Genomic DNA, 24,916 nt, shown 5'->3' on the forward strand with positions numbered 1-24,916 from the left:
CACAATATACTTGAAATCGAAAGAGCAAAAAAATCAAGTAGTCAGGTCGACCTCTTGTTGGTAGTATTTAAACCTCAACACTAGTTCCAGTGCAAAGGCTATGGCTTGGTTTATCGGCAATTGTTTGCAAAGAGATTCGTCAATTTCCTCTAAATACATGTAAAATTTTGAAGCACTTGGAATCGGTAGATCTTCGTTTATTCTCTTTGTAACAGCCAAATATGCTTCCTGCTTTTGTTCCTTTAAAGTCTTGCAAATGATAATATCCTTCTGACCATATTTGTTCTTCCTGGCAGATGCAGCAAAAAGCCTACAGATCATCCCTCGGTTTACATAATTGGTACAATATCCCATTTTACCTGAAATGGAATTGGTTCGGTACACGATACAATTACCTTGGTCATCTCCAGACTCAATAAGACTTAGGATGGTTTCTGCCAGGCCCTTGTTAAAAAAATCAAATGCTAAGGGTAGGAACTCCAATGCTGAAGCTGGAATTTGGGGATTGGCGCAGCAAGCGCCACATCCTGTAAGACAACTTAAGCCACTCCCGGAAGTAAATTGCTTTGCTTCCTCCTCTAGCTCTTTGAAAACTTTCAATACGGCCAGAGACTTTTCTTCGAGATTCAACGATATGTTCAAATAGTGCGCAAATCTACAGAAAGGAATGACACGAAATTCAAATCGAAGAACTTAATTTTTTGAGCTGATTTACAGAGATTTACCAAAATAAAGTAAGGAATAACTTGGCATGGACTGTCCATTTTTAACTAGAGATCGTTTTCTTTAATAAACGATTTAAATTATGAGCAATACGGACGAACAAAACCACGAAGATAGAATCCGACAGGCTTTTAAAGAACGGGATTGGAATGAAATCAAAAGTTCTGACTCTTGGGTGATTTTTAAAGTGATGTCAGAATTTGTGGAAGGATTTGAAAAACTGGCTAAAATTGGACCCTGTGTTTCTGTATTTGGTTCCGCTAGAACTCCTCGTGATCACCAGCATTACAAAATGGCCGAAGAAATTGCAGCCAAACTAGTCCGACACGGATATGGAGTAATCACTGGTGGTGGCCCAGGAATCATGGAGGCTGGAAATAGAGGGGCCCATTCTGAAGGAGGAAAATCTGTAGGATTAAATATTGAGCTTCCTTTCGAACAATTTAACAACATCTACATAGACCGAGATAAACTTTTAACTTTTGATTACTTCTTTGTCAGAAAAGTAATGTTTGTAAAATATTCTCAAGGGTTTGTGGTACTTCCTGGAGGGTTCGGTACCATGGACGAATTCTTTGAGGCCTTAACCTTAATACAAACCAATAAAATCGGAAGATTTCCCATTGTTTTAGTAGGAAAGAAGTATTGGACAGGATTGTTGGATTGGATCAAAAACACAATTTTGGAAAATAATTACATCAATGAAGAAGATCTAGAGCTTTTCAGCATAGTAGAAGATGCTACAGAAGCTGTTAAAGTAATTGATGATTTCTACAGCAAATACCTTCTTAGTCCTAATTTCTAATGTCCCAAAAAAAACTAATTCCAATTTATGCGTTAGTAGTCTTGTCTCTTGGACTCGCTATATATGCAGTATTCAAAACCTCCCCTTCAACCACATCATTCTTAAACCCTGTCGCAAGTGAGGGAGTACTTCAGTCCATGCCCCGCCCCTCCAGAGATTCTTTGATGTTGTTTGACATTCCATCACAACTTTCTTTTGCGGGAGAAGAAGTCCCACTGAATATTCCGGATGTAAAAGAAAGATTGGAAAGAGAAATATATGTGAATGCTTATTGGCAGTCAAACATGATCCTTTTGATGAAACGATCTTCCAAATTCTTGCCGGAAATTGAAGCGATCTTAAAAGAAAATGGAGTGCCAGACGATTTCAAATATTTGGCCATGGCTGAATCGGGATTGATGAATGTAGCTTCACCTGCAGGAGCCAAAGGCTTTTGGCAATTTCTTTCTTCGACAGGGAAAGAATATGGCTTAGAAATTTCCAAAGATGTAGATGAACGATACCATCTTCAAAAAGCCACGGTGGCGGCAAGCAAATACCTTAAGAAGGCCCATCAAAAATTCGGTGACTGGACTGCAGTGGCTGCAAGTTATAACATGGGACAGACGGGCTTTGCAAGAAGACAAACCGAGCAGCTTCAACAAAACTACTATGACCTGTATTTGAATGATGAAACCAGCAGGTATATGTTCAGGATTCTAGCCTTTAAAGTGATTTTTGAAAATCCAGGTGAATTTGGCTTCCATCTTCGAGCATCTGATTTTTATCAAAACCCTGAAATGAAGACCGTTTCGGTATCTTCAGATATTAAAAACCTAGCTAGTTGGGCTAAAAACGAAGGAAGCAGCTATAAAGAATTGAAACTGTACAACCCTTGGCTAAGAGATAAAAACTTAAATGTAAGGAGAGGTAAATCTTATGAGATTATCCTTCCTAAATAGATGAACTGAATTCTCCCAACTTCCTATTTTTATTAGTTAATTTGGTTAACCACACGACCTTAAACTACTAAGAATGAAAAGAAGAGATTTTATCAACCTATCTGCAATGAGTGCTGGAGTCAGCATGATGGCCGGCGGCATCGCATGTGAATCTAAAGAAGTCAACCACCTAAATATATCTCCGTTGGAACAACTCAGCTCAAGAACTACCGACATTCAACCGATTACTGTAGAAGAAAGAAAATCAAGAATAGCCAAGGCTCAGGACCTAATGAATGGCATTGGTATGAAAGCCATTTTACTCGATGGCGGCACTTCTTTGGATTATTTTACAGGAATCAAATGGGGAGGTAGTGAACGACCGATGGTTGCTCTGATTCCAGCATCTGGTGAAGTAAGCTATGTTTGTCCAGGTTTTGAAGAGGATCGATTAAAAGAACTCATCAAGATTGGCAACCGAGTTTATCCTTGGCAAGAAGATGAAAGTCCTTATTTACAGATTAAACAAGCCCTAAGTGACTTTGGAATTACCAGCGGAGATGTAGGAATGGAAGAGAGAGTCCGCTTTTTCATTGTAGATGGATTGAAGAATGTAGCCCCTTCCTTGAACCTAATCAGTGCAGATCCAGTGACGATTCCTTGCCGCCTCATCAAATCTCCGGCAGAGATCGCCTTGATGCAAAGAGCCACAGAAATCACGATTGAGGCAATGAGCCTCGGTTTAACCTTCTTAAGAGAAGGTGGGAGCCCATCAGACTTTTCCTCTGCAGTAGCACAGGCTCACCAGAAAATGGGAGCTCAACATGCATTTGCTTTAGCCAACTTTGGAGAAGCATCTGCTTTTCCACACGGAAGCATACAGCCCCAAATCCTTAAAAAAGGAGATGTAGTCCTTATAGATTGCGGGTGTGAAGTAGAAGGATACAATTCCGATATCAGTCGGACCATCGTATTTGGAGCAGAGCCTACCGCTAGGCAACAAGAAATTTGGGATTTAGAAAAAGAAGCTCAAGCAGCTGGTTTCGCAGCGGCCCAACTAGGTGCCACCTTAGGTGAGGTAGATGCAGCCGCAAGAAAAGTAATTACCGATGCAGGCTTCGGCCCCGGGTATCAATTGCCAGGATTGCCACATCGAACAGGACATGGAATTGGAATGGATGGCCATGAATGGGGGAATGCTGTGAAAGGTAATTCGCTAGTCCTCAAGCCTGGAATGTGCTTTAGCATAGAACCAAACATCTCCATCGTTGGGGAGTTTGGAGTAAGACACGAAGATTGTGTTTACATGACAGAATCTGGTCCAAAATGGTTTTCTCAACCGAGCCCTTCAATCAGCCAGCCATTTGCTTAATACCGAATTATTAGAGATAAGAACCTTTAATTTGAAGGAAAATGTCTGAAAATGTAACAACCAAGTTAAAAGCCGGTTACATTTTAGAATTCGACTACCTCTTACCCTCTAAATTTCGTACCTTTGCCGATTGTATTTGCCAAGCGATTTATGAGTCAATCTACTTCTAATCAAGAAGAATTTATTGAGATTTTTGGTGCCAGAGAGCATAATCTAAAAAACTTAGACCTTAAAATTCCACGAAATAAATTAGTGGTCGTAACAGGACTGAGTGGAAGTGGAAAAAGCTCCCTAGCTTTTGATACGATTTATGCGGAAGGCCAAAGAAGGTATATGGAGTCATTCTCTGCCTACGCAAGATCTTTTTTGGGAGGCTTGGAGAGACCTGATGTAGATAAAATCAATGGGCTTTCACCGGTAATTGCCATTGAGCAAAAAACCACCTCCAAGAACCCACGGTCTACCGTCGGTACCGTCACGGAAATTTATGATTTTATGCGTTTGCTCTACGCAAGAGCTGGAGAGGCATTCTCCTACCTGACCGGCGCAAAAATGATTCGACAAACCGAAGATCAAATTATAGAGCAGTTGTTTTCAAACTTTGCCAACAAGAAACTCTACTTATTGGCCCCTGTGGTCAAAGGACGTAAGGGACATTACCGAGAGCTTTTTGAACAGATTCGAAAAATGGGCTTTTCCAAAGTTCGGGTAGATGGAGTAGTGTTGGACATGGTTCCCAAAATGCAAGTGGACCGATACAAAATCCATGATATTGAAATAGTCATAGACCGTATCGTTGCAGAAGAATCAGATAGATTTAGAATCACTCAATCCTTGAAATCTGCATTGCAACATGGGAAAGGTGTCATGATGGTTCGTGATGAAGAAGGTGAAATCCATCATTTCTCTAAGTATTTGATGGACCCTGAAACTGGCCTTTCTTACGATGAGCCTGCCCCAAATAACTTTTCTTTCAATAGCCCCTATGGAGCTTGCCCTACCTGTAATGGCTTAGGTATCAAAGAAGAAATCACTCGTGAAAGTATTATACCTGACCCAAACTTGAGTATTACCAGAGGAGGTATTGCTCCCTTGGGAGAATATCGGGATATCTGGATTTTCAAAAAAATCGAAGCAATACTCAAGCATTACAAATGCTCCATGAGTTCCCCGATTAAAGATCTTCCCGAAGAAGTGGTAGAAATTTTACTCAATGGGGATAAAATGGAAGTGGCAGTAGATTCTGTCAAATACCCTGGGACCAAATGGCATACTACATTTGAAGGAATCATCAATTTCCTCCAAAAATACCAAGAAGGTAGCTCCGACAAAATCCAGGAATGGGTCAGTGAGTTTACCACCACCCAAATATGTCCAGACTGTGATGGATATCGCTTGAAAAAAGAATCTCTTCATTTCAAAATCGACGACAAACATATCGGTCAACTTGCCGTCATGGACATTCGTGGGCTGGGTGAATGGTTTGAAGGCTTAGAAGACCGACTTACAGATAAGCAAAATATAATCGCAAGTGAAGTCTTGAAGGAAATCAGAAAACGCATCGGTTTTCTTTTGGATATCGGCTTGGATTACCTTTCCCTTAACAGACCATTAAGAACCTTATCGGGAGGAGAAGCTCAAAGAATTCGATTGGCCACCCAGATAGGTACACAGCTCGTTGGTGTTCTTTACATATTAGATGAACCTAGCATTGGTTTGCACCAACGTGATAATGTCAAACTGATCAAGGCTCTTCAAAATTTACGGGACCTAGGTAATTCTGTTTTGGTGGTAGAGCATGACAAAGACATGATGTTGGAGTCTGATTTTGTCCTTGATATGGGGCCAGGTGCAGGTAGACACGGAGGACATGTAGTTGCTTCTGGCTCTCCTAAAGAAGTCTTGAGTTCTTCTGGGACTACAGCAAAATACCTCCAGGGCAAACTTGGAAATGCTATCCCGGAAGTAAGAAGAGGGGGAAAAGGAAAAGAATTGGTACTTCAAGGTGCCTCAGGTAATAACTTGAAAAACGTGGATCTTAGACTTCCGCTGGGTACAATGATCTGTATCACCGGAGTTTCCGGGAGTGGGAAAAGTACTTTAATCCATGAAACTTTATACCCTTTATTAAGTCAGGAATTTTATCGCTCTAAAAAAGAGCCCATGCCTTATAAAAGCATTGATGGGCTAAAGGAACTGGATAAGGTTATAGAAGTGGACCAATCCCCGATTGGCAGAACCCCAAGATCCAATCCTGCTACTTATACCGGAGTATTTTCGGATATACGTAAATTATTTACGGAGCTCCCAGAAGCCAAAATCAGAGGTTATAAACCGGGTCGTTTCTCATTCAATGTCAAAGGAGGAAGATGTGAAGATTGTGAAGGTGCAGGGATGAAATTAATTGAAATGGACTTCTTGCCAGATGTGCATATTCCATGTGAAACCTGCAAAGGAAAAAGATACAACCGAGAAACCCTTGAAATTAGGTTTAAAGGAAAATCAATCTCCGACGTGTTGGATATGACCGTTGAGCAAGCGGTAGAGTTTTTTGAAAACCAACCTAAAATTTTGAGGAAAATCAGCACCCTCAATGATGTAGGCTTAGGCTATATTACCTTAGGTCAACATGCCACCACACTTTCTGGAGGAGAGGCACAGCGTGTAAAATTGGCAACAGAATTATCTAAAAAAGATACTGGGAAAACCTTTTATATTTTGGATGAGCCAACCACTGGACTTCATTTTCAGGACATCGATCTGTTGATGCTTGTTTTAAACAGATTGGTAGATAAGGGTAATACAGTCTTGATCATTGAACATAATATGGACGTGATCAAAATGGCCGATTACATTGTGGACTTAGGTCCAGAAGGAGGTAATAAGGGTGGAACGATTGTAGATCAGGGCACCCCAGAGCATGTTGCAAAAAACCCAAAAAGCCATACAGCCAAGTTTTTGAGGTTAGAATTAAATAACTGATCTGAATAAAAATCAATGCTTTACTCCTTTTATCACATTAAAGGAAATCAATCTTATGTGATAACTATCTTTGGAATCGAATGAACAGATTTAGTTTATATTGGATTCTACAGATCATAGGCTGGGGATCCTTTGCTTCCATCAATATTTTCTTTGCCTCTTTATCCAGTGGCAGTCTTACGCCCGCACAAATTTGGGCCTTTATTACTTTATCCGCTTTTTACTTATTATCCAGCCATCTTTTAAGGTATATCGTCAAGACCTATGAATGGTTTAAATTAGAATTACCCCAACTACTCCTGCAAGTATTGTTGGCACTGCTGGCCCTAAGCTTAGTAACTACCATCGCTCAAATATTTATCAACCTTGGTTTTGGAATTTTGAATCCAAAAGAAGACTTCAGGTTCTTAATTATTTCTGCTAATCTATTCCTAAGCTTCTTATTTTATGCGCTGTGGTTTTTATGTTACTTTTTGTTTCATTTCCTTGATAATTATAACAACTCATTAAAATACGAGGCCAAGATCAATGAAATTCGATTGAACCACTTGAAAAGTCAGCTGAATCCTCATTTTATTTTCAATGCCTTAAACAGCGTTCGGGCTTTGGTAGATGAAGATCCTGTAAAAGCCAAATCTGCAATTACCCGAATTTCCAATATACTTCGCTTTAGCCTTATGATGGATAAAAAGCAGGTGATTGAATTTGCTGATGAATTAGCGACTGTAAAGGATTATTTGGCATTAGAAAGCATTAGATTTGAGGAGCGCCTGGAAGTAATTTACAACATCGAAGAGGACGCTTACAGCTATAAAATCCCTCCCATGATGCTTCAAACCATTGTGGAAAATGCAATCAAACATGGCATTTCCAATTTAGTCAAGGGAGGACTCATTGAAATAAAATGTAGAGAAGGAATCGATGACGATCTCTACATCCAAGTAAAAAATAGTGGCAGGTTAATCACCCCTCCTACCCTAAAAACCAAACGAGAAGGCGGACATGGTCTCAGTAACACCCTGCAGAGACTCAAACTCATTTATGGAGAAAAGGGTACATTGCGTATCTTTAACTCAGGAACCCAGTTCGTTATCACTGAAATTAAAATCCCAAAACAAAGAGTTAACTTAGAGTAATCAATAAAAAATAACATGCGAGCAATTGTAATAGATGATGAAAGACTGGCTCGAAAAGAGCTGATCACCCTTTTAAATCAATTGGAAAGTGTAGAGGTAGTCGGAGAAGCTGTGAACGTGGACGATGCCAAAGAAAAAATTGACCAACTTAATCCAGATGTGATTTTCCTAGATATTCAAATGCCAGAAAAAACAGGCTTTGAATTATTGGAGGAATTGGACCAGGTACCTCATGTGATCTTCACTACTGCCTATGATGAATATGCCTTGAAGGCCTTTCAGGTGAATGCACTAGACTATTTATTAAAACCTATTGAGCCTAAAAGACTCGAAGAGGCAATTAATAAATTATCAACCAAAATTGAAGGCGGGTCCAAAAAGGAAGAAGTCTCCTATTCCGATAATCAGAAAAAACTTACGTTAGACGATCAAGTATTTGTCAAAGATGGTGACAGATGCTGGTTCGTTAGACTTTCAAATGTCCGATTATTTGAATCAGATGGTAATTACATCAAAGTATACTTTGACAACTTCAAACCGATGATTCATAAATCATTAAATGCTTTGGATGAACGATTGGACGAAAAGTCCTTCTTCAGAGCCAGTAGAAAGCATATCATTAATTTAGGATGGGTTGAAGGGATAGAACCATGGTTTAATGGAGGCTTAGTAGTTACCTTAAAAGGAGGTGATAGAATTGAAGTAAGTAGAAGACAAGCAGCACGATTTAAGGAAATGATGAGTCTTTAATCTTTAGTCAAAAATTTCGTACGCAAAAAAAAGCATTTGATTTTATACATTAAATTCGGTAATTAGTGTAAATTATAGTTCGATGAATTTCATCCAAAACTAATCATCACTAACTGAATACCTTAAGCGTCTTATGAAAGAAGAGCGGATTTTAATAGTCGAAGACGAACTCAGTATTGCTGAAAATATCCAAGAGATACTAGAACTTTTGGGTTATGTCAATATTGATATCGCTAACTCGGCAAACCAATGTATTAAAGTCATCAAGAAATACCGACCAGATTTGATATTTATGGATATCAAACTAAAAGGTGACAAAGATGGAATTGAATTAGGTGAAATTGTAAAACAAATGGTCGATGCGCCTTTAGTCTATGTGACCTCTTACAGTGACCCTACCATCATCGAAAGAGCTAAAAGAATTAATCCTGCTGGCTTTATAGTGAAACCATTCAACACGAATGACATTCATGCCATCGTAGAAATTGTTCTTTATAATAAGCGTACTAAGCCAAGCACAGAAGCTGCGGTGTCTAAATCTACCAACGACAGTCCTTTCTTGGTCACTGATGCAGTATTCATCAAAGCAGATAATGCTTTTGAACGGGTTCCCTATAATGACATCTATTATGTAGAAGCCAATGGAAATATGGTCACCATATTTACCAAAAATCGGGATTTCAGTATTCGTAAGTCGATGAAAGAAATTGAGGATATACTACCCTCCCAATATTTCTTACGAGTTCAGAAATCATACATTGTACATTTAGGACAAATTGAGTTCTTCAACACCAAAGAAATCACTCTCAAACAAGGTGCTGTCGTACAAGTAGGAAGACAGTATTATAATAGCTTCCTTTCCAAATTGAATACTATTACTGAAAGTTAATAAACAAAAAAGGTGAGCAAAACTCACCTCTTTTGATAACCAAACAATCAACCAAATTAACCCTTACGAGTAATTATCTTTAAGATTTTACAGGCCTGAGATCAATCAATTCAGTTTGATTCTCAGGCTTTAGTGTTTTTAAGTAGATGTGATATACATCCTCATTTTGTCCGATAGTATTCGTTGGTTTAGTATTTTCAAATCGGGCAGTATGCTCTTGTGTGATTGAACTTGCTTCTGTTTTAGCTTTCCAAACAATGGTGAAAGCCATTAGTAAGCCAAGTACAGCACAAATGTTTTTTTGGGATAAATATGTAGCTATCATGGCAGTAGTATTTATAGTTGGTTTAATTTCGATGATAGGTATATGCCAAAAAGTGACCCAAAGTGTAAAATCGGTCTTTAACAGCAATTAGAGCAGGTTTGCCTAATTTGGACTGTACAATAACGTACACAACATCCCCATTGACGGACAAAAACCCAAACAAAATTTGGTTGCCCTTTTTAGTAGTTTTTTCAGGACTATTCCTAAAATTCTAAAAGCTTCCTATTTAGACCCTTAAAATCAACAAATAATGCATTTCATTTAGTGGACACAAAAAACTCATCATTTGAGTAAAAAGCATTTGTAATTATATTACCTAGGTAAAGTTTACCTACAGCTACTTTATTGGGAAATCTGCAAGTTTGAAACCTTAAGCTTTTTATAATGATCAAATTCTTCAGAAAAATCAGACAGCAACTTCTTTCAAAGAATCAAGTGAGTAAATACCTGGTTTACGCTTTTGGAGAAATTATTTTGGTAGTTATAGGCATTCTGATCGCGTTGGGAATCAACAATCTCAATCAACAAAGAATCAACAAAAACACCGAACAAATTTACCTCCAAGGGCTGGAGGAAGAGTTCCAGACAAGTAAGCTCAAACTGGAGGAATTAATCCAGGTTAATCAAGGAAATATTGATGGTGCAAAAAGTATCTTGACATATATCGCAGACCCTAACAACAGCCCGGGAGAAAAAGAGTTTTCAGAATTACTCTATCAATCATTTTCTTCTGACATCGCCTTTAATCCCAATAATTCCCTGTTAAATGAAATGATCAATTCCGGGAATCTAAAAATTTTAAGTAACTCCGAATTACGGCGTTTGCTAACCAATTGGATTTCTACGCTAGAAGATATCAAGAGACAGGAAAATGAACTGGATATACAACGAGAGCACGTGTTAAATGAGTTTCGAACCGAAGGTAATAGCCTTCAAACAGTTTTAAAGCAAGTTGGAGTCTACCAACAATTGGATATCCCTATTGGGCAAAAAGAGCAAAGTAACTTGAAACTATTGTCCTCCTCGGCATTTGAAAACAATATCCTGATGTTCATTTTGGCTAGCTATGCCACAGGAGAAGCGCATTACCAACCATTGATGCGGGAAATGGAACAAATTTTAAGTTTGATCCAGAAAGAAATAGATTGATGAAGGGTTAAAAGAAAAAAGCTCCGATTTGATCGGAGCTTATTAAATTGTTTGGAAACTATTCTATAATAATTCATTGGCTAAGTTTGCCAATTCAGAACGTTCCCCTTTTTCCAGTTTTATATGAGCATATAGCGGGTGGTCTTTGACCCGGTCGATGAGATACGACAATCCATTTGATTGAGAATCCAAATAAGGAGTATCAATCTGATGCACATCTCCGGTAAAAACAATCTTCGTATTTTCTCCTGCTCTGGAAATAATCGTTTTAATCTCGTGTGGTGTCAAGTTTTGAGCCTCATCCACGATAAAGAAAATATTCGACAGGGATCTACCTCTGATATAAGCCAAAGGCTGGATCACCAATTTCTCCTGGTTGACCAATTCAGTGATTTTCTGAAATTCCTTATCGGTCTCTTTGTATTGGTTTTGGATAAATTTCAAGTTATCCCAAAGCGGCTCCATGTATGGATTCAACTTAGACTTGATATCACCAGGCAAATACCCAATATCTTTATTGCTTAAAGGAACTATAGGTCTCGCCAAGAATATCTGTTTGTAATCTCTTCGTTGTTCCAAAGCTCCAGCCAACGCCAATAAAGTCTTTCCGGTACCTGCCACCCCCTGAATAGATACCAAACGAATTCTGGGATTGGTGATCGCATTAAGCGCAAAGGTCTGTTCGGCATTTTTCGGTTTAATATTATAAGCCAATTTCTTATCCACGCGCTCCAAAATATTCTCTTCCGGATTGAAATAGGCTAGAACAGAATTCTTATCGCTTTTTAGTATGTAATAAGCATTGGCTTTCCTCTTTCGAGTTCCTAAAACCGACTTCGCCTCTATGTATCCAATTTCATACAGTTTATTAATCGCATCCGGATCTACATTATCCAAGACATATTTACCGGTATTTTCAAGCTCTGTAATATTCTTAATTTTACCGGTTTCATAATCTTCAGCAAGTAATTCCAGGGATTTCGCCTTGAGTCGAAGATTTATGTCTTTGGATACCAATATGACCTTCCTGTTCTTTTCATGCTGTTTGAGATAAAGCGCAGCATTCAGAATTTTATGATCATTCTTCTCTTCACCAAAAATTTCATTGGCATTCATCTGGTTCTCTGGATTCATTAAGACTCGAAAGTTTCCTCTCGTCTTTCCATTCAGAGGAGTCCAATTGTGAATCATCTGATCTTTGGATAGTTTATCCAATAATCGAATGAATTCCCTTGCCTCAAAATTCTTGGTGTCATTGCCCTTTTTGAACTGATCCAGTTCCTCCAACACAGTGATCGGAATGACCACATCGTGTTCGGCAAAATTCATGATGGAGTTGTGTGCATATAGGATTACTGATGTATCCAGCACAAAGATTTTCCGATCTTTATCGGCTTTTGCTCTTGGCATGCGTGCGGTAGGTTCTAATGGTACTGACTTAGTATAATTTAGAAAAATATTGTTTGTAATGCCTCCATTTCTACAATAAATTATTATTAAAAAAACTGAAAAACCGCCTATTTATTTGACTATCAAGTGAATAAAAAAGGGTGGAAATTATCTTCCCACCCTTTTAAAAAGCCTAAACTTCAAATTAAGCCAACAAGGCAGCGATATCATCTTGATCCAAGCTCTTCATGAAGCTTTCTTCAGTTCCAATTAACTCCCCTGCAAGTGCCAGTTTTCTATTTTGCAAAGCCATAATTTTTTCCTCCACAGAATTTCGACTGATAAACTTGTATATAATCACCTTATTTTCTTGTCCTATTCTATGAGCTCGATCGATGGCCTGAGCTTCCACTGCTGGGTTCCACCATGGGTCAAGCAAGAATACATATTCTGCTTTTGTCAAGTTCAAACCTACACCACCTGCCTTCAACGAGATTAAGAAAACCTTAATATCTTCTTGCTCTTGAAATGCCTCTACTTGAGCCTGTCGGTCCTTAGTTGAACCATCCAAATAAGAAAATGGAATTTGCTCTTTCTCGAGATATTCTTTCACGATCGCCAAATGCCTCACAAACTGACTAAATACCAGTACTTTATGACCTTCCGAGATGGTAGACTGAAGCATATAAGTAATATCTTCTAACTTACCGGACTCTCCTTCATAATCATCTCTAACCAATTTTGGGTGATTGGCAATTTGTCTTAATTGGGTAAGACCTCTTAGTAAGGTGAATTGCTGTGAATTTCTTCCTGTTGCTTTTATATCTGAAATAATCTTTTCTCTATAGTAGCTTTTCACTTCCTCATATACCGATTCCTGCTCTGCAGTCATGGCGGAATATTTCACGTTGGTGATCTTTTCAGGTAAATCCGTAGCCACCTGGGATTTTAGCCTTCTCATGATAAAAGGCTTAATCATTGAATGAAGCTTAGTAGCCTTATTCTTATCATTTTGCTTCTCAATAGGCAAAAGGAATTGCTTTTTGAAGGAATGTTGAGTTCCAAGCAATCCAGGATTCACAAAATTCATTTGCGACCACAGGTCCATGGTACCATTTTCTACAGGTGTACCTGTAAGAATCAATCGCTGTTTACTTTTCAGTTGATTTACCGCAGAAGCAATATTACTATTAGGATTCTTGATCGCTTGAGATTCGTCTAGTATGACATAGTTGAAAAAGAAGTCCTTGAGAATATCTATATCTAACCGAATGATCCCATAAGATGTCAGTACAAGATCATATTCACTGAACCGATAGGGGTCTTTAATACGATTTGTGCCGGTATAAACCAGAATCTTTAAATCTGGAGTGAATTTTCTAGCCTCTAGTTCCCAGTTGTAAATCAAAGAAGTAGGCATTACCAATAAGGAAGTTTGTCCTTCATTCACCTCTGCCTCATGCGCCAACAAGGCTAAAGTTTGGACTGTTTTACCCAAACCCATGTCATCTGCCAGACATCCACCAAACTTAAATTCATTAAGAAATCTAAGCCAATTATAGCCGGCATGTTGGTAAGGTCTTAAGGTTCCTGCAAACTTCTTAGGAACTTCATATTCCTCTATGGTCTCAAAATCACGGAGCTGTTCCAATTTCCTGCTCAATGTCAATTGAACAAGGTTTCCTGACTCCAAAGTCTTTGCTAAAGCCAAATGATGTTTTCTCATCATCATTTGGCCCGTTCCTCCTTTATCTTCTAAAAATGAAAAGAGTTCTGAATAATTGACAAACCATGAAGCAGGAATCACCGCATATTCTCCATTGGGAAGCTCAAATTCGGTTTTCCCTTGTACTAATAGTTTCCTCAATTTGGCAAATGGCACCAGGTAAATACCAAACTTGATCTGGGCATTTACATCAAACCAATCGATGTTTTCGTTTACTTCGATCGAAATTTGAGCCCGACCGATATGGTACGTTTTCCCTTTTGGACTTTCCTTTTGCTCAAATTTAAACCCTTCGATTTCCAGCCTATCCAAATGCTCACTGATCCAGTCAAAAGCCAAGGATTTGCTCATTGCACGTTTACCATGAACAAAATCAAGTCCTCGTTCTTCCAAGTACTTAACAATAGCTCTTTCCTTTTCTTTGCTTCTAATTACTTTATGGAAAATGTAATGCTCTCCATTTTCTTCTAATCGTACTGAATTGTTGATGGATTCTGCAGAGTCAAACGTATAGTCTCCATATTTATATTTGAGAGAAAACACCAATTGATCCTCTTGGCTTTTTTCTACTTCTTCACCAAAGAGGTCCTTTCCAGAATTCCCCGGAAGATCAGCAATACAAAGTATGGGCTGTGGATTGCCTCTTTCTACCTTGATATCAAAACCTTCTGCATAAACATCAAACACTGAAAGTAACTGGGTAATGAATTTCCTATAATACTCTCTTTCGAAGCGCTTATCAATGACAATAAACTTCTTATTTAAGAAGGGCTTAAGCTTTTTGCCATCTATGCCTTTTTCAAAGCTGAACAGCATTTGGTTCACTACTAACCAAGCAGGATTGTGGCAGACTAAATAGCCATGTTTATACTGCCATTCCAGCTTTGCTCCCTTGTATTTAATCGTAGGAAAATAATGGGTATTTTCTTCGTTTTTCCTAAAGTGGAATAACACGGTTGCTTTCTGATCCGTCACCTCGATTTCCTTCCAAATTGGATTCCCATCGTTACCCATTTCAAAAAATCTCTTGCCTTTCAGCAAAGGAAATATCTTGGATCTAGTATGCTCTAAATTCTCCTCAATCAGCTTTTGAATGGTTTCATTCCCGGAGTTCTCATCATAAATTTTACGAAGAAATTCCTTTGGTTTCAGGTTTCTTTTGTTGTGTTTTCTAACCACCACTTCCTGCTGCATACTGTCCATTAATTTGATCAGCTCAAAATCTGCCTTATCCAATTTGGAAGAAAACTCATGGGCATTGACAGAACTGATATTTTGATGCGCCAAAGAAAGCCTTCCTTGTTCATCGAGTTGGATTACAAAAGAGTCAAGTAATAAGCCGAGGTATTCATGACTAAAAAGGGAATAAATAATCTCAAAGGGTTTCTCTGGATCTACTATCATAATCAGGGTCTTAGTATAACAGCACGGTCTTTTATTAAAGTGAGATTTAACAAAAGCAACCAAAAATGTAGTATTCATCACTTTTTGCGATGAATCCAGCTTGAAAATTACATAAAAATTGATCAGAATGGAGCCTGAACGGCCCTTTTTTCACCAAACAATGAAAAAAAGTGATAAAATAAAGAAAAAGCTCTCCTTTTGAATTCAAAAGGAGAGCTTCTTTTATTCACTTTCTACGGAAGATTTAACTTCTTCTATTTCTTCCTTTTTGGGCTCCTCTTCTTTGTGCTCTGGAAAAAATCTCCCTTGAAATATCAAGATGATTGCTACTCCAACAAAAATAGAAGCATCGGCAACATTAAATATAGGCCATAAAGCAGTATAATCACCACCCCAGACTGGAACCCATTCTGGTATATATCCTTCCCATATATCAAAATAGAACATATCTACAACCTGCCCATGAAACCACGGTGAAGGAGCATTGTATGGAGCATTATTTAACCAAACCCCATAAAATATGGAATCTACCAAATTTCCTATCGCGCCTCCTAAAATCATCGCAATACATACAATAAATACTGGGTGACTTTTTTGCCTGATAATATGGTATAAATAGTATCCTATTCCAGCCATTGCCACCAAACGAAAGGAAGTCAAAATCAATTTTCCATATTCAGATCCGATTTCCATCCCGAAAGCCATTCCAGGATTAGTGGTATAATGAAGCTTAAACCAATCACCGAAAATCGGGATTTGACCCGGCGAACCGAAATCCATTTCGAAATGGACTAGCATTTTCACCGCTTGATCAATTAAGATCACCAACAATGCTATGCCAAAATATTTAATGTATTTGTTCATTCTTAATCGATTGACCTCAGGCCTTTTCTACTTTTACTGCTATTTCAAAATCATCCATCTCCAAAGTAATCGCTTCCTGAAGGTCTTTTTCAAGAGTAAGACCTAATGCCTGAGTTTCAGATTGAATATAATCTCCAAAATTCTCCGTAGAAGCAATTACCAAATCAGAAGAAGGTTCGATGGTAATTTTGATTTTATCCTGAACTTCCAGCCCCATATCTTTTCTTAGGTTTTGGATTCTGTTCACCAAATCTCTTGCCACTCCTTCTTGCTTCAATTCTTCCGAGATGGTGACATCTAAGGCTACAGTAACTCCCATATCAGAGGCAACGGACCAACCAGGAATATCTTGTGAAGTGATCAATACTTCTTCTAACAATAATTCCAAAGCTTCTCCATCCACATCAATAGAAATCTTTCCATCACGCTCAATAGAAGCAATTTCTTCTTGTCCCCATGAATTGATGGCTGCCACTACAAATCTCATTTTAGGACCAAGCTTTTTGCCTAATACAGGAAGATTTGGCTTCACGCTTTTCACAAGAATACCGGAAGCATCGTCAATGAATTCAATTTCTTTGATATTCACTTCTGATTTAATCAACTCTTCCACATGTTGAATTTGTTCCTTTGTTTTCTCCTTAAGTATAGGGATCAATATTCGCTGTAAAGGCTGACGTACTTTTACTTTTTCCTTCTTTCTCAAAGAGTGAACCAAAGATGAGATGGTTTGAGCCAACTCCATACTTTCTTCCAGATCTTTATTGATCAAATTGGAATCTGCATTATTCCAGTCCGTCAAGTGAACGGATTCTTTTCCTTCTTTGCTGGACTTAGTCAAATTCTGGTACATCCAATCCGAATAGAATGGAGAGAAGGATGACATCAACTGTGTCAGCGTAAGAAGACATTCATACAAGGTTTCATAAGCAGCTTGCTTATCGGTATTCATATCTCCCCTCCAGAATCTCTTTCTTGCTAATCTTACATACCAATTGGATAATTGATCTACCGTAAAATTCATGATCGCTCGGGTAGCTTTGGTAGCATCATAGTTATCCATTGCATCCTCCACTTCTACGATCAAAGACTGTAATTTGGACACAATCCATTGGTCCAATTCAGCACGCTCACTGACAGGAACAAGCTTGGATGGATCATATACAAAAGCATCCAAATTTGCATAAAGAGCAAAGAAATTATAAGTGTTTTGAAGGGTTCCAAAGAACCTCCTTTGTACCTCTCCAACACCATCTAAATTGAATTTCAGGTTGTCCCAAGGGTTGGCATTACTCAACATGTACCAACGAACTGCATCTGGACCATATTCTTTTAAGGTCTTGAATGGATCCACTGCATTGCCCAATCTTTTGGACATTTTGTTTCCATTTTTGTCCAGAACCAAACCGTTTGCAATTACATTCTTGAATGCCACACTGTCAAACAACATCACTGCGATTGCATGTAACGTAAAGAACCAACCTCTTGTCTGGTCTACTCCTTCTGCAATGTAATCAGCTGGATAATTCGCTTTAAAAACATCTTGGTTCTCAAATGGGTAGTGCCACTGTGCATAAGGCATGGCTCCAGAGTCAAACCAAACATCGATCAAGTCTGGCTCGCGGAACATTTTTTCACCCTTTTCTGATACCAGCACCACATCATCCACATAAGGCCTGTGTAGGTCAAGCTCTTTGCCTTCATAAGGAGATTTTTCCATGAATCCTTTTGCAACAGACTTTTCTATTTCAGCCTGTAAATCAGCAATAGATCCAATGCATTTCTCTTCCGTTCCATCCTCTGTTCTCCAGATAGGCAAAGGAGTCCCCCAGAATCTTGATCTACTCAAGTTCCAGTCCACCAAATTCTCTAACCAGTTTCCAAAACGTCCAGTCCCTGTTGCTTCCGGCTTCCAATTGATGGTCTTGTTTAACTCAACCAAACGGTCTTTATAGGCCGTGGTTTTAATAAACCAGCTTTCCAATGGGTAGTACAATACAGGCTTATCTGTTCTCCAGCAATGAGGATAACTGTGCTCATACTTTTCTACCTTAAAAGCTTTATTTTCATTCTTTAAAATAATGGAGATGATGACATCTGTATTTTTAAAATCAGCGGCATTCTCATCATCTTCTGTATAATTTTTTACATAGAAATCATTCACCCCATATTCTTTATGGGCTGTGATTCCATGTTCTTTCATTTTTGCAGATAGATATTCTCCTACCACAGGAATGAATTTCCCTTGGCGATCTACAATTGGCAATTCATTACCTTGCTCATCTTTCACAAAAACACCAGGCACGTCGTTTTGAACCAACGTCCTAAAGTCATCCGCCCCAAAAGCCTTTGCCAAATGGACAATACCAGTACCATCTTCTGTAGTCACATAGTCTCCAGAAACAACAGTAAATGCAGGTGCAGGAAGTGCTAAGGCTTCAATTGGAAAAAGTTGTTCATATTCCCAACCTAGCATATCCTTTCCTTTGAACTCAGCTACGATCTCAAAAGGAATTAATTTATCTCCAGCTTTGTAATCTTCTACTTTAAGTTCAGCCGCCTTTGGGTTCAGGTATGCATTAATACGTGCCTTTGCCAAAATCACCTGACAAGGCTCATGGGTATATGGATTAAATGTTTTTACTTTCACATAATCCAAATTCTCGCCAATTGCCAAGGCTGAGTTGGATGGCAATGTCCAAGGTGTGGTAGTCCAAGCAAGGATGAAGGTGTTGTCCTCTCCCTTGAGTTTAAACTGAGCAGTGATGGAAGTATCCTTCACATCTTTATAGGTTCCTGGTTGGTTCAACTCGTGTGAACTCAATCCGGTCCCAGCAGCTGGAGAAAAAGGTTGGATGGTATATCCTTTATACAACAAACCTTTATCATAAAACTTCTTCAGCAAATGCCAAAGCGTTTCAATGTAGTTGGAATCAAAAGTGATATAGGGATCATCCAAATCTACCCAGTAGCCAATTTTTTCAGTCAATTCATCCCATTCATTTTTGAATCGCATGACTGTTTCCTTACACTTCTTGTTGTATTCCTCAACAGATATTTTCTTACCAATATCCTCTTTGGTAATGCCCAATTCCTTTTCAACTTGAAGTTCTACCGGAAGGCCATGTGTATCCCAACCACCTTTTCTTTTTACCTGAAACCCTTTCAAGGTTTTATATCGGCAAAAAATATCTTTTAGGGTTCTCGCCATGACATGGTGGATCCCTGGAGTACCATTGGCAGATGGTGGTCCTTCAAAAAAAGTAAAGGTTTCTGCACCCTCACGATTTGAAATAGATTTTTCAAAAATCTGATTGTCTTTCCAGTACTGAAGTACGTCTTCTCCTATAGCCGGGTAATCGACTTGTTTGAACTCTTTATATGTTTTCACAATATCCTTTCTTGTAAGCAAGTAGGTGATTTGATTCCAATTATTGCTTTTTAAGCTCCCAACAGTCCAATTTGTTCAGACTCATTATTATCGGAAAGAAAACCAAAAGGTTTTCATGCTCCTCAAAAGCAGGCACAAAGATAAGAGAATTACCCCTTTTTATGTGAGTTGGAGGGAAAAAATGGCGGGATTGGGCAAGACTGATTTTATTTTTGAAAACAAATGAGCAAGTGTGAAGGTCCTCTGGAAATTATACGCCTTTTTAGTGCTTCTCCAATTAGGAGGATTTTCTAGGCTATTTTAATCAAGCAGGCATTTTTATCGAGAATTTTACACCAGTGACTATTTGCTCTGAAATGGAGTTTGTAATTTTCAAGAAATTTCAAACCTCTATTATTGATGAATACAAAAATCCCTTTTTATACCTTATTGGTAAGTTTGGCTATTTCATGCGCTAGTCCAAAAGAAGAGTCTGCTGAAGTTTTATCTGGCAACCCTATCTCCACCGGTTGGTATGCTGATCCGGAAGGAATTGTTTTTGGGGACGAATATTGGATTTACCCTACCTTTTCGGCGGGCTATACAGACCAGCTTCACTTTGACGCGTTCTCTTCTAAGGATTTAGTAACCTGGGAAAAACATGAAAACATCTTGGATACCTCAGCCATAAAATGGGCTAAACAAGCCATGTGGGCCCCGGCTGCCATAGAAAAGGATGGCAAATACTACTTATTCTTTTCTGCCAATGATGTTCAAAGACCGAGCAGGGCAGGATGGGATCCTGACAATGATATCAATCATTATGGAGGTATTGGAGTGGCAGTTGCTGATTCACCAGCTGGACCATTCAAAGATTATTTAGGGAAACCCTTGATTGATGATTTTTACAATGATGCTCAACCGATTGATCAATTTGTATTTAAAGATACCGATGGGCAATATTATATGTTTTATGGAGGTTGGAGCCATTGCAACATTGGAAAATTGAATGATGACTTTACAGGATTTGAGCCTTGGGAAGACGGAGAGTTGTTTCACGAAATCACTCCTGAAGGGTATGTAGAAGGACCTTTCATGTTTATCCGAAATGGTAAATATTATTTCATGTGGTCAGAAGGTGGATGGACCAACGACAGTTATAAAGTTGCATACGCTATATCAGACAAGGTGACTGGACCCTACGAACGAATTGGAACCATTCTGGAATCAGATACTACCGTAGCTACTGGAGCTGGTCATAATTCTGTCATTCAAAAACCAAATTCAGATGACTGGTATATGGTATACCATAGAAGACCAATCCCTAATCAGGGTAGAGATCACCGAGTAACCTGTGTGGATGTGATGGAATTCAATGAAGATGGTACCATTAAGCCCATTGAAATGACATTTGAAGGAGTAGCAGCCAACCCTATTATTGAATAAGAGAAAAGTTTCTTTATTTAAAATTAAGCCTTTTGTAATTGAAAGAAACAAGAAAGGATAAGATGAAAACGAACCGCTACCTAGGTAGCGGTTTTTTTATGATATATCAGATTCTTTGCTCTCAGAATCATAAGAAAACCTTTTTCCCATCTAACTTCTGGGAACATATTTATTGAACTCATCTTAATATCAGAAAATCGAAAAGAGGATTAGATCAAACTGTTGAGAAAAATGGCAATGTAATCTTAAAAGTCTTGATTCTATGAATTTTACAAATTCATGGCTTTTAGGAAAAATAAACGAGAGGATCTACCAAACTTGTCTTTCTAAGGCTATTTGTCTAATTTCCAGTCTTATACCGCCCAAAATCGCCTTTTTAGATGATTGGAGTTACCAATCAGTTCAAGCTTCATTCTTTAAACTTTAGCATATGAAACTTTATTCTCGCTTAGTTATCCCATTGTTGGTTACGATCATTCTTGCAGCATTGAAACTTTATTTGGGAGGACAATCTAAAGATTGGGAGGGATGGATGGCTTATTTACCCTCTATCAATACTGTATTGATTATTAGTGGATTTACCTGGTGCTTATTGGTAGGGATGCAAATAGTAAAGTCCATGTTTTTAAAACAATATGACATCTCTCAGGAGGACAATCTCCGGGCAAGAAAAGTCTATACACAGATCAATATCCTTGTAAAAATCGCCAATTTCATTATCATTCTTTTCTCCATTGGGTTAGTACTATTATCTTTTGAATCTGTCAGAAAAGTCGGGGTCGGATTTTTTGCCTCAGCCGGGGTCGCTGGAATCATTATCGGTTTTTCTGCGCAAAAAGCTATTGGAACCTTGATTGCCGGAATTCAAATTGCCTTTACCCAACCTTTTAGACTGGAAGATGCAGTAGTAGTAGAAGGTGAATGGGGATGGATCGAAGAAATCAATCTGAATTACATCGTGGTAAGAATTTGGGATCTAAGAAGATTAGTACTTCCAACCACCTATTTTTTGGAAACCCCTTTCCAAAACTGGACAAGAACTTCAGGTGATTTACTGGGCTCTGTTTTTCTCTATACAGATTATACAATTCCTTTTAACGAACTCAGAAAAGAATTGGACCGCATTCTGGAAACAACAGATCTTTGGGACAAGAAAGTAAAAGTATTACAGGTCAGCGATACGAAAGAACACACAGTAGAAACAAGGATTTTGGTAAGTGCTAAAAATTCTCCAATTGCCTGGGATTTGAGAGTTTATGTTCGGGAAAAAATGATTGAATTCATTCAAAAAAATTATCCTGAATGCCTCCCAAAAACCCGTGTATTAATGGAAAAAGAAAAGAGCTAATCCCCTCAATCCTCTTTATTTTACCGAATTACTTGAAAAAATTTTCATCCATCTGTGATTTTTTAAATGGCTTTGCGAATAATTGAGAAAAGCAAAACAGATGCAATCTAAGCAAGTTGATAAGCCCTCCGAATTTATAGAACTCCTTCAAACCAATAAAGGAATCCTATATAAAGTGGCTCGTTCTTATTGTAATTCTGAAGAGGAAAGAAAAGATTTAATTCAGGAAATCACCTTCCATGTCTGGAAAGCATTTCCAAACTATGACGACAAGTTTAAATTCTCCACATGGCTTTACAGAATTGCCCTAAACGTGGCTATCTCCTACTTGAGAAAAGAAACCAAGCGTAAGAAAATCAATGAAGCGATACAAGTTGACCTCATTGAACTCATAAATACGAAAGAGGACCCAATAGACCATCAGATTGGTATTCTGTATGCTTCTATTTCAGAATTAAATGCATTTGACAAGGCACTCATGCTATTATATCTCGATGAAAATTCCTACAGGGAAATTGCAGAAATCATGGGGATTTCGGAGTCTAATGTCGCTACGAAAATCAGTCGTATTAAAAAGGTGATCAAAGAAAAGTTTCAAAAACTAAACCAACTGTAAAATGGAAGATCAAGAATTACTCAGACTTTGGAAAAAACAAGAAAACAAAATAGATGAACTATTGAATATCAATTCTCAACTACTCAAAGAACAGATTTCCCAAAAAGCGAGAAAAGCATTGGTAGGATTAAAAGCAGAAAAAGTTCTCGGAATTGTTACTGGAGCCATTTACATTTTATTTTTGGGAGCTCTTCTTGGGATCGGGGTTGCTGCCACCCCTTATAAAATAGACTTCTTTGTCCTCTCTATTGGGGCCATATTCCTGGTAAACCTAAAAGTATTTATTGATTACATCAGGCATTTGGTTATGGTTAGTCAAATTAATTTTGAAAGGCCTGTAGCAGATATACAGGAACAACTATTGACTCTCAAGCTATCCTTGATAAACAGTACGAGATTTGTGGTTTTACAAATTCCATTTTACACTACTTGGCATTTGGGCAATTCATGGTTTCCTAATCATGCGAATCCAAGTTGGGTAATTATTCAATATGTAATAACAGGTCTCTTTGCTTGTTTGGCAGTATTCTTATTTTGGTATATAAAACCAAAAAATGCCGGAAAAAAATGGGTAAAATGGGTGATTTCAAGCGCCGGCATAAGTCACATTGAAAAATCATTAATCCAATTACAAGAATTAAAAGATTTTAAAGCTGATTCTTAATCAGCTAAATTCTTAATATTTAAAGCAAGGCATAGAGGATTTTCTGCCAGCTCCAGAAGCTTTTCCCCAAAGGAAACTATATCGAAGGGATATTTCGTGTGCACCTCCCGTATTAGCATTTCCAAGGGAAGAAATAGTAAAATCATGGCTATATCCCACATCTAAGCCTCCACCTAATGACATTCCTACTAGGGCAATGATAGATTCATGATTAGGCTGTTCGGAATTGGAAACTGGAATTCCTCTATACCAAACTCCCAAAACTAAAGGCTGAATATTGAGCTGGGCTCCCATATCCAATTGGGTGAAAGGTTTTTGGTTTTTGTAATTAAAAGCCAATGTTAACTCTTTGGTCCCTGATTTTTGATTGTAAAATGCAATAGATGAACCACCAGATAGATCAAATTTCACCCCACCATGAGCGGAAACTTTAAGTGGTAACTTACTATTTTGACCATCAACAAAGGACAAATTAGGTTGTGTAACATGCGCTGTGGATACTCCAAACCAAACCTTCTCATTGTTGTAAAGGAACCCAAAGCTATAATCCATGAATTGCCTGCGAACATCTTGGCCAAGGTTTTCTCCACTGAAATCACCAATTGATCCAGTTTGATCATCTATTTGACTTCCGAAGATCAGATCTCCAAAATAAGCATCCCTATCCATAAAACTAACTTGCCCTCCAATCCTCAAAAAGGAACGGAACCCTAGTCTCATCCTGTAAGAATAAACAGCTCCTATTTCAGACACACTGAGGTTGGCCATGCTTTGCTGGGATTTATTAAAAATTAATCCTATCCCACTATTAATATTAAACATATAATGGTCCACATATGCAGAATAGGAAGTGAAGGATTGATCTAAGCCAGGCCACTGATTCCTATAATTAACTCCAATTCTAGTCATTTCGGAGGATCCGGCCATCGCTGGATTTAAATAGAGAGGAGCTGCATAAAATTGGGAATACTGCACATCCTGAGCTTGTAAAGTCAGGCTCAGCATTCCTAAAATAATTAATGTAAAAATTCTTTTCAT

The 24,916-nt window shown here is 38.3% G+C and carries 19 protein-coding genes; 12 read left to right on the forward strand and 7 right to left on the reverse strand.

From position 1 onward, the window contains the following. Positions 1-33: 33 nt before the first annotated feature. Positions 34-630: a YkgJ family cysteine cluster protein gene (locus tag BUR11_RS14055; protein WP_074225623.1), complete on the reverse strand. Its 597-nt coding sequence runs from the start codon at positions 628-630 to the stop codon at positions 34-36. Between the two features lie 175 nt (positions 631-805). Here BUR11_RS14055 and BUR11_RS14060 point away from each other — a divergent pair, with 175 nt between their 5' ends. The 7 genes from BUR11_RS14060 to BUR11_RS14090 all read left to right on the forward strand — a co-directional run bounded on the left by BUR11_RS14060 (position 806) and on the right by BUR11_RS14090 (position 9,577). Then, positions 806-1,528 (forward strand): LOG family protein, encoded by a 723-nt coding sequence (locus BUR11_RS14060; protein WP_074225624.1) that lies wholly within the window; start codon positions 806-808, stop codon positions 1,526-1,528. Continuing rightward, positions 1,528-2,469, forward strand: coding sequence for a lytic transglycosylase domain-containing protein (locus BUR11_RS14065; RefSeq protein ID WP_074225625.1), 942 nt, complete (start codon positions 1,528-1,530; stop codon positions 2,467-2,469). Before BUR11_RS14060 ends, BUR11_RS14065 begins: the two co-directional genes overlap by 1 nt. 73 nt (positions 2,470-2,542) lie before the next feature. Next, the gene (locus BUR11_RS14070; RefSeq protein WP_200800412.1) at positions 2,543-3,820 is read left to right on the forward strand and encodes a M24 family metallopeptidase; all 1,278 of its coding nucleotides are present in this window, start codon (positions 2,543-2,545) and stop codon (positions 3,818-3,820) included. Between the two features lie 150 nt (positions 3,821-3,970). Continuing rightward, a complete protein-coding gene (gene uvrA / locus BUR11_RS14075) occupies positions 3,971-6,802 on the forward strand; it encodes an excinuclease ABC subunit UvrA (RefSeq protein WP_074225626.1) in 2,832 nt (943 codons plus the stop codon). Positions 6,803-6,882: 80 nt separating this feature from the next. After that, on the forward strand, positions 6,883-7,938 hold the full coding sequence (locus BUR11_RS14080) for a sensor histidine kinase (protein ID WP_074225627.1): 1,056 nt from the start codon (positions 6,883-6,885) through the stop codon (positions 7,936-7,938). A gap of 15 nt (positions 7,939-7,953) precedes the next feature. Next, complete coding sequence (locus BUR11_RS14085; RefSeq protein ID WP_074225628.1) at positions 7,954-8,688, forward strand: LytR/AlgR family response regulator transcription factor; 735 nt, start codon at positions 7,954-7,956, stop codon at positions 8,686-8,688. A gap of 133 nt (positions 8,689-8,821) precedes the next feature. Further along, positions 8,822-9,577 (forward strand): LytR/AlgR family response regulator transcription factor, encoded by a 756-nt coding sequence (locus tag BUR11_RS14090; protein WP_074225629.1) that lies wholly within the window; start codon positions 8,822-8,824, stop codon positions 9,575-9,577. Positions 9,578-9,656: 79 nt separating this feature from the next. Here the strand turns inward: BUR11_RS14090 and BUR11_RS14095 are convergent, their stop codons facing one another. After that, on the reverse strand, positions 9,657-9,902 hold the full coding sequence (locus tag BUR11_RS14095; RefSeq protein ID WP_143186003.1) for a hypothetical protein: 246 nt from the start codon (positions 9,900-9,902) through the stop codon (positions 9,657-9,659). A gap of 384 nt (positions 9,903-10,286) precedes the next feature. Here BUR11_RS14095 and BUR11_RS14100 point away from each other — a divergent pair, with 384 nt between their 5' ends. Beyond that, positions 10,287-11,051 carry a DUF6090 family protein gene (locus tag BUR11_RS14100; protein ID WP_074225631.1) on the forward strand — a complete coding sequence of 255 codons (765 nt, stop codon included), beginning with the start codon at positions 10,287-10,289 and terminating at the stop codon, positions 11,049-11,051. Positions 11,052-11,114: 63 nt separating this feature from the next. On the opposite strand, the gene BUR11_RS14105 is transcribed toward BUR11_RS14100, so the two are convergent. From BUR11_RS14105 to ileS, 4 genes are all read right to left on the reverse strand, one after another. Beyond that, entirely contained in the window at positions 11,115-12,461 is a 1,347-nt protein-coding gene (locus tag BUR11_RS14105) for a PhoH family protein (RefSeq protein ID WP_074225632.1), read from the reverse strand. A gap of 184 nt (positions 12,462-12,645) precedes the next feature. Next, entirely contained in the window at positions 12,646-15,570 is a 2,925-nt protein-coding gene (locus BUR11_RS14110) for a DEAD/DEAH box helicase (RefSeq protein WP_074225633.1), read from the reverse strand. Between the two features lie 222 nt (positions 15,571-15,792). Further along, positions 15,793-16,434 carry a lipoprotein signal peptidase gene (locus tag BUR11_RS14115; protein ID WP_074225634.1) on the reverse strand — a complete coding sequence of 214 codons (642 nt, stop codon included), beginning with the start codon at positions 16,432-16,434 and terminating at the stop codon, positions 15,793-15,795. 16 nt (positions 16,435-16,450) lie between these two features. After that, complete coding sequence (gene ileS, locus BUR11_RS14120) at positions 16,451-19,825, reverse strand: isoleucine--tRNA ligase (protein WP_074226138.1); 3,375 nt, start codon at positions 19,823-19,825, stop codon at positions 16,451-16,453. A 399-nt stretch (positions 19,826-20,224) separates the two neighbouring features. On the opposite strand from ileS, the gene BUR11_RS14130 reads away from it, so the two are divergent. From BUR11_RS14130 to BUR11_RS14145, 4 genes are all read left to right on the forward strand, one after another. Next, positions 20,225-21,250 (forward strand): glycoside hydrolase family 43 protein, encoded by a 1,026-nt coding sequence (locus BUR11_RS14130; protein WP_074225636.1) that lies wholly within the window; start codon positions 20,225-20,227, stop codon positions 21,248-21,250. A gap of 430 nt (positions 21,251-21,680) precedes the next feature. Beyond that, positions 21,681-22,598: a mechanosensitive ion channel family protein gene (locus tag BUR11_RS14135; protein WP_074225637.1), complete on the forward strand. Its 918-nt coding sequence runs from the start codon at positions 21,681-21,683 to the stop codon at positions 22,596-22,598. A gap of 100 nt (positions 22,599-22,698) precedes the next feature. Next, on the forward strand, positions 22,699-23,214 hold the full coding sequence (locus tag BUR11_RS14140) for an RNA polymerase sigma factor (protein WP_074225638.1): 516 nt from the start codon (positions 22,699-22,701) through the stop codon (positions 23,212-23,214). A 1-nt stretch (position 23,215) separates the two neighbouring features. Further along, positions 23,216-23,878 carry a hypothetical protein gene (locus BUR11_RS14145; protein ID WP_074225639.1) on the forward strand — a complete coding sequence of 221 codons (663 nt, stop codon included), beginning with the start codon at positions 23,216-23,218 and terminating at the stop codon, positions 23,876-23,878. Positions 23,879-23,890: 12 nt separating this feature from the next. On the opposite strand, the gene BUR11_RS14150 is transcribed toward BUR11_RS14145, so the two are convergent. After that, entirely contained in the window at positions 23,891-24,916 is a 1,026-nt protein-coding gene (locus BUR11_RS14150) for a PorP/SprF family type IX secretion system membrane protein (protein ID WP_074225640.1), read from the reverse strand.

The organism is Algoriphagus halophilus, assembly GCF_900129785.1.
GTDB lineage: Bacteria > Bacteroidota > Bacteroidia > Cytophagales > Cyclobacteriaceae > Algoriphagus > Algoriphagus halophilus.

Bases quoted from the DNA above. Each gene is read 5' to 3' on its own strand.
- BUR11_RS14105 (WP_074225632.1), bottom strand. From the start codon at position 12,461: ATGCCAAGAGCAAAAGCCGATAAAGATCGGAAAATCTTTGTGCTGGAT.
- BUR11_RS14100 (WP_074225631.1), top strand. From the start codon at position 10,287: ATGATCAAATTCTTCAGAAAAATCAGACAGCAACTTCTTTCAAAGAAT.
- BUR11_RS14150 (WP_074225640.1), bottom strand. From the start codon at position 24,916: ATGAAAAGAATTTTTACATTAATTATTTTAGGAATGCTGAGCCTGACT.
- BUR11_RS14085 (WP_074225628.1), top strand. From the start codon at position 7,954: ATGCGAGCAATTGTAATAGATGATGAAAGACTGGCTCGAAAAGAGCTG.
- BUR11_RS14130 (WP_074225636.1), top strand. From the start codon at position 20,225: ATGAATACAAAAATCCCTTTTTATACCTTATTGGTAAGTTTGGCTATT.
- BUR11_RS14145 (WP_074225639.1), top strand. From the start codon at position 23,216: ATGGAAGATCAAGAATTACTCAGACTTTGGAAAAAACAAGAAAACAAA.
- uvrA (WP_074225626.1), top strand. From the start codon at position 3,971: ATGAGTCAATCTACTTCTAATCAAGAAGAATTTATTGAGATTTTTGGT.
- BUR11_RS14115 (WP_074225634.1), bottom strand. From the start codon at position 16,434: ATGAACAAATACATTAAATATTTTGGCATAGCATTGTTGGTGATCTTA.
- BUR11_RS14080 (WP_074225627.1), top strand. From the start codon at position 6,883: ATGAACAGATTTAGTTTATATTGGATTCTACAGATCATAGGCTGGGGA.
- BUR11_RS14065 (WP_074225625.1), top strand. From the start codon at position 1,528: ATGTCCCAAAAAAAACTAATTCCAATTTATGCGTTAGTAGTCTTGTCT.
- BUR11_RS14135 (WP_074225637.1), top strand. From the start codon at position 21,681: ATGAAACTTTATTCTCGCTTAGTTATCCCATTGTTGGTTACGATCATT.
- BUR11_RS14140 (WP_074225638.1), top strand. From the start codon at position 22,699: ATGCAATCTAAGCAAGTTGATAAGCCCTCCGAATTTATAGAACTCCTT.
- BUR11_RS14090 (WP_074225629.1), top strand. From the start codon at position 8,822: ATGAAAGAAGAGCGGATTTTAATAGTCGAAGACGAACTCAGTATTGCT.
- BUR11_RS14110 (WP_074225633.1), bottom strand. From the start codon at position 15,570: ATGATAGTAGATCCAGAGAAACCCTTTGAGATTATTTATTCCCTTTTT.
- BUR11_RS14070 (WP_200800412.1), top strand. From the start codon at position 2,543: ATGAAAAGAAGAGATTTTATCAACCTATCTGCAATGAGTGCTGGAGTC.
- BUR11_RS14095 (WP_143186003.1), bottom strand. From the start codon at position 9,902: ATGATAGCTACATATTTATCCCAAAAAAACATTTGTGCTGTACTTGGC.
- BUR11_RS14060 (WP_074225624.1), top strand. From the start codon at position 806: ATGAGCAATACGGACGAACAAAACCACGAAGATAGAATCCGACAGGCT.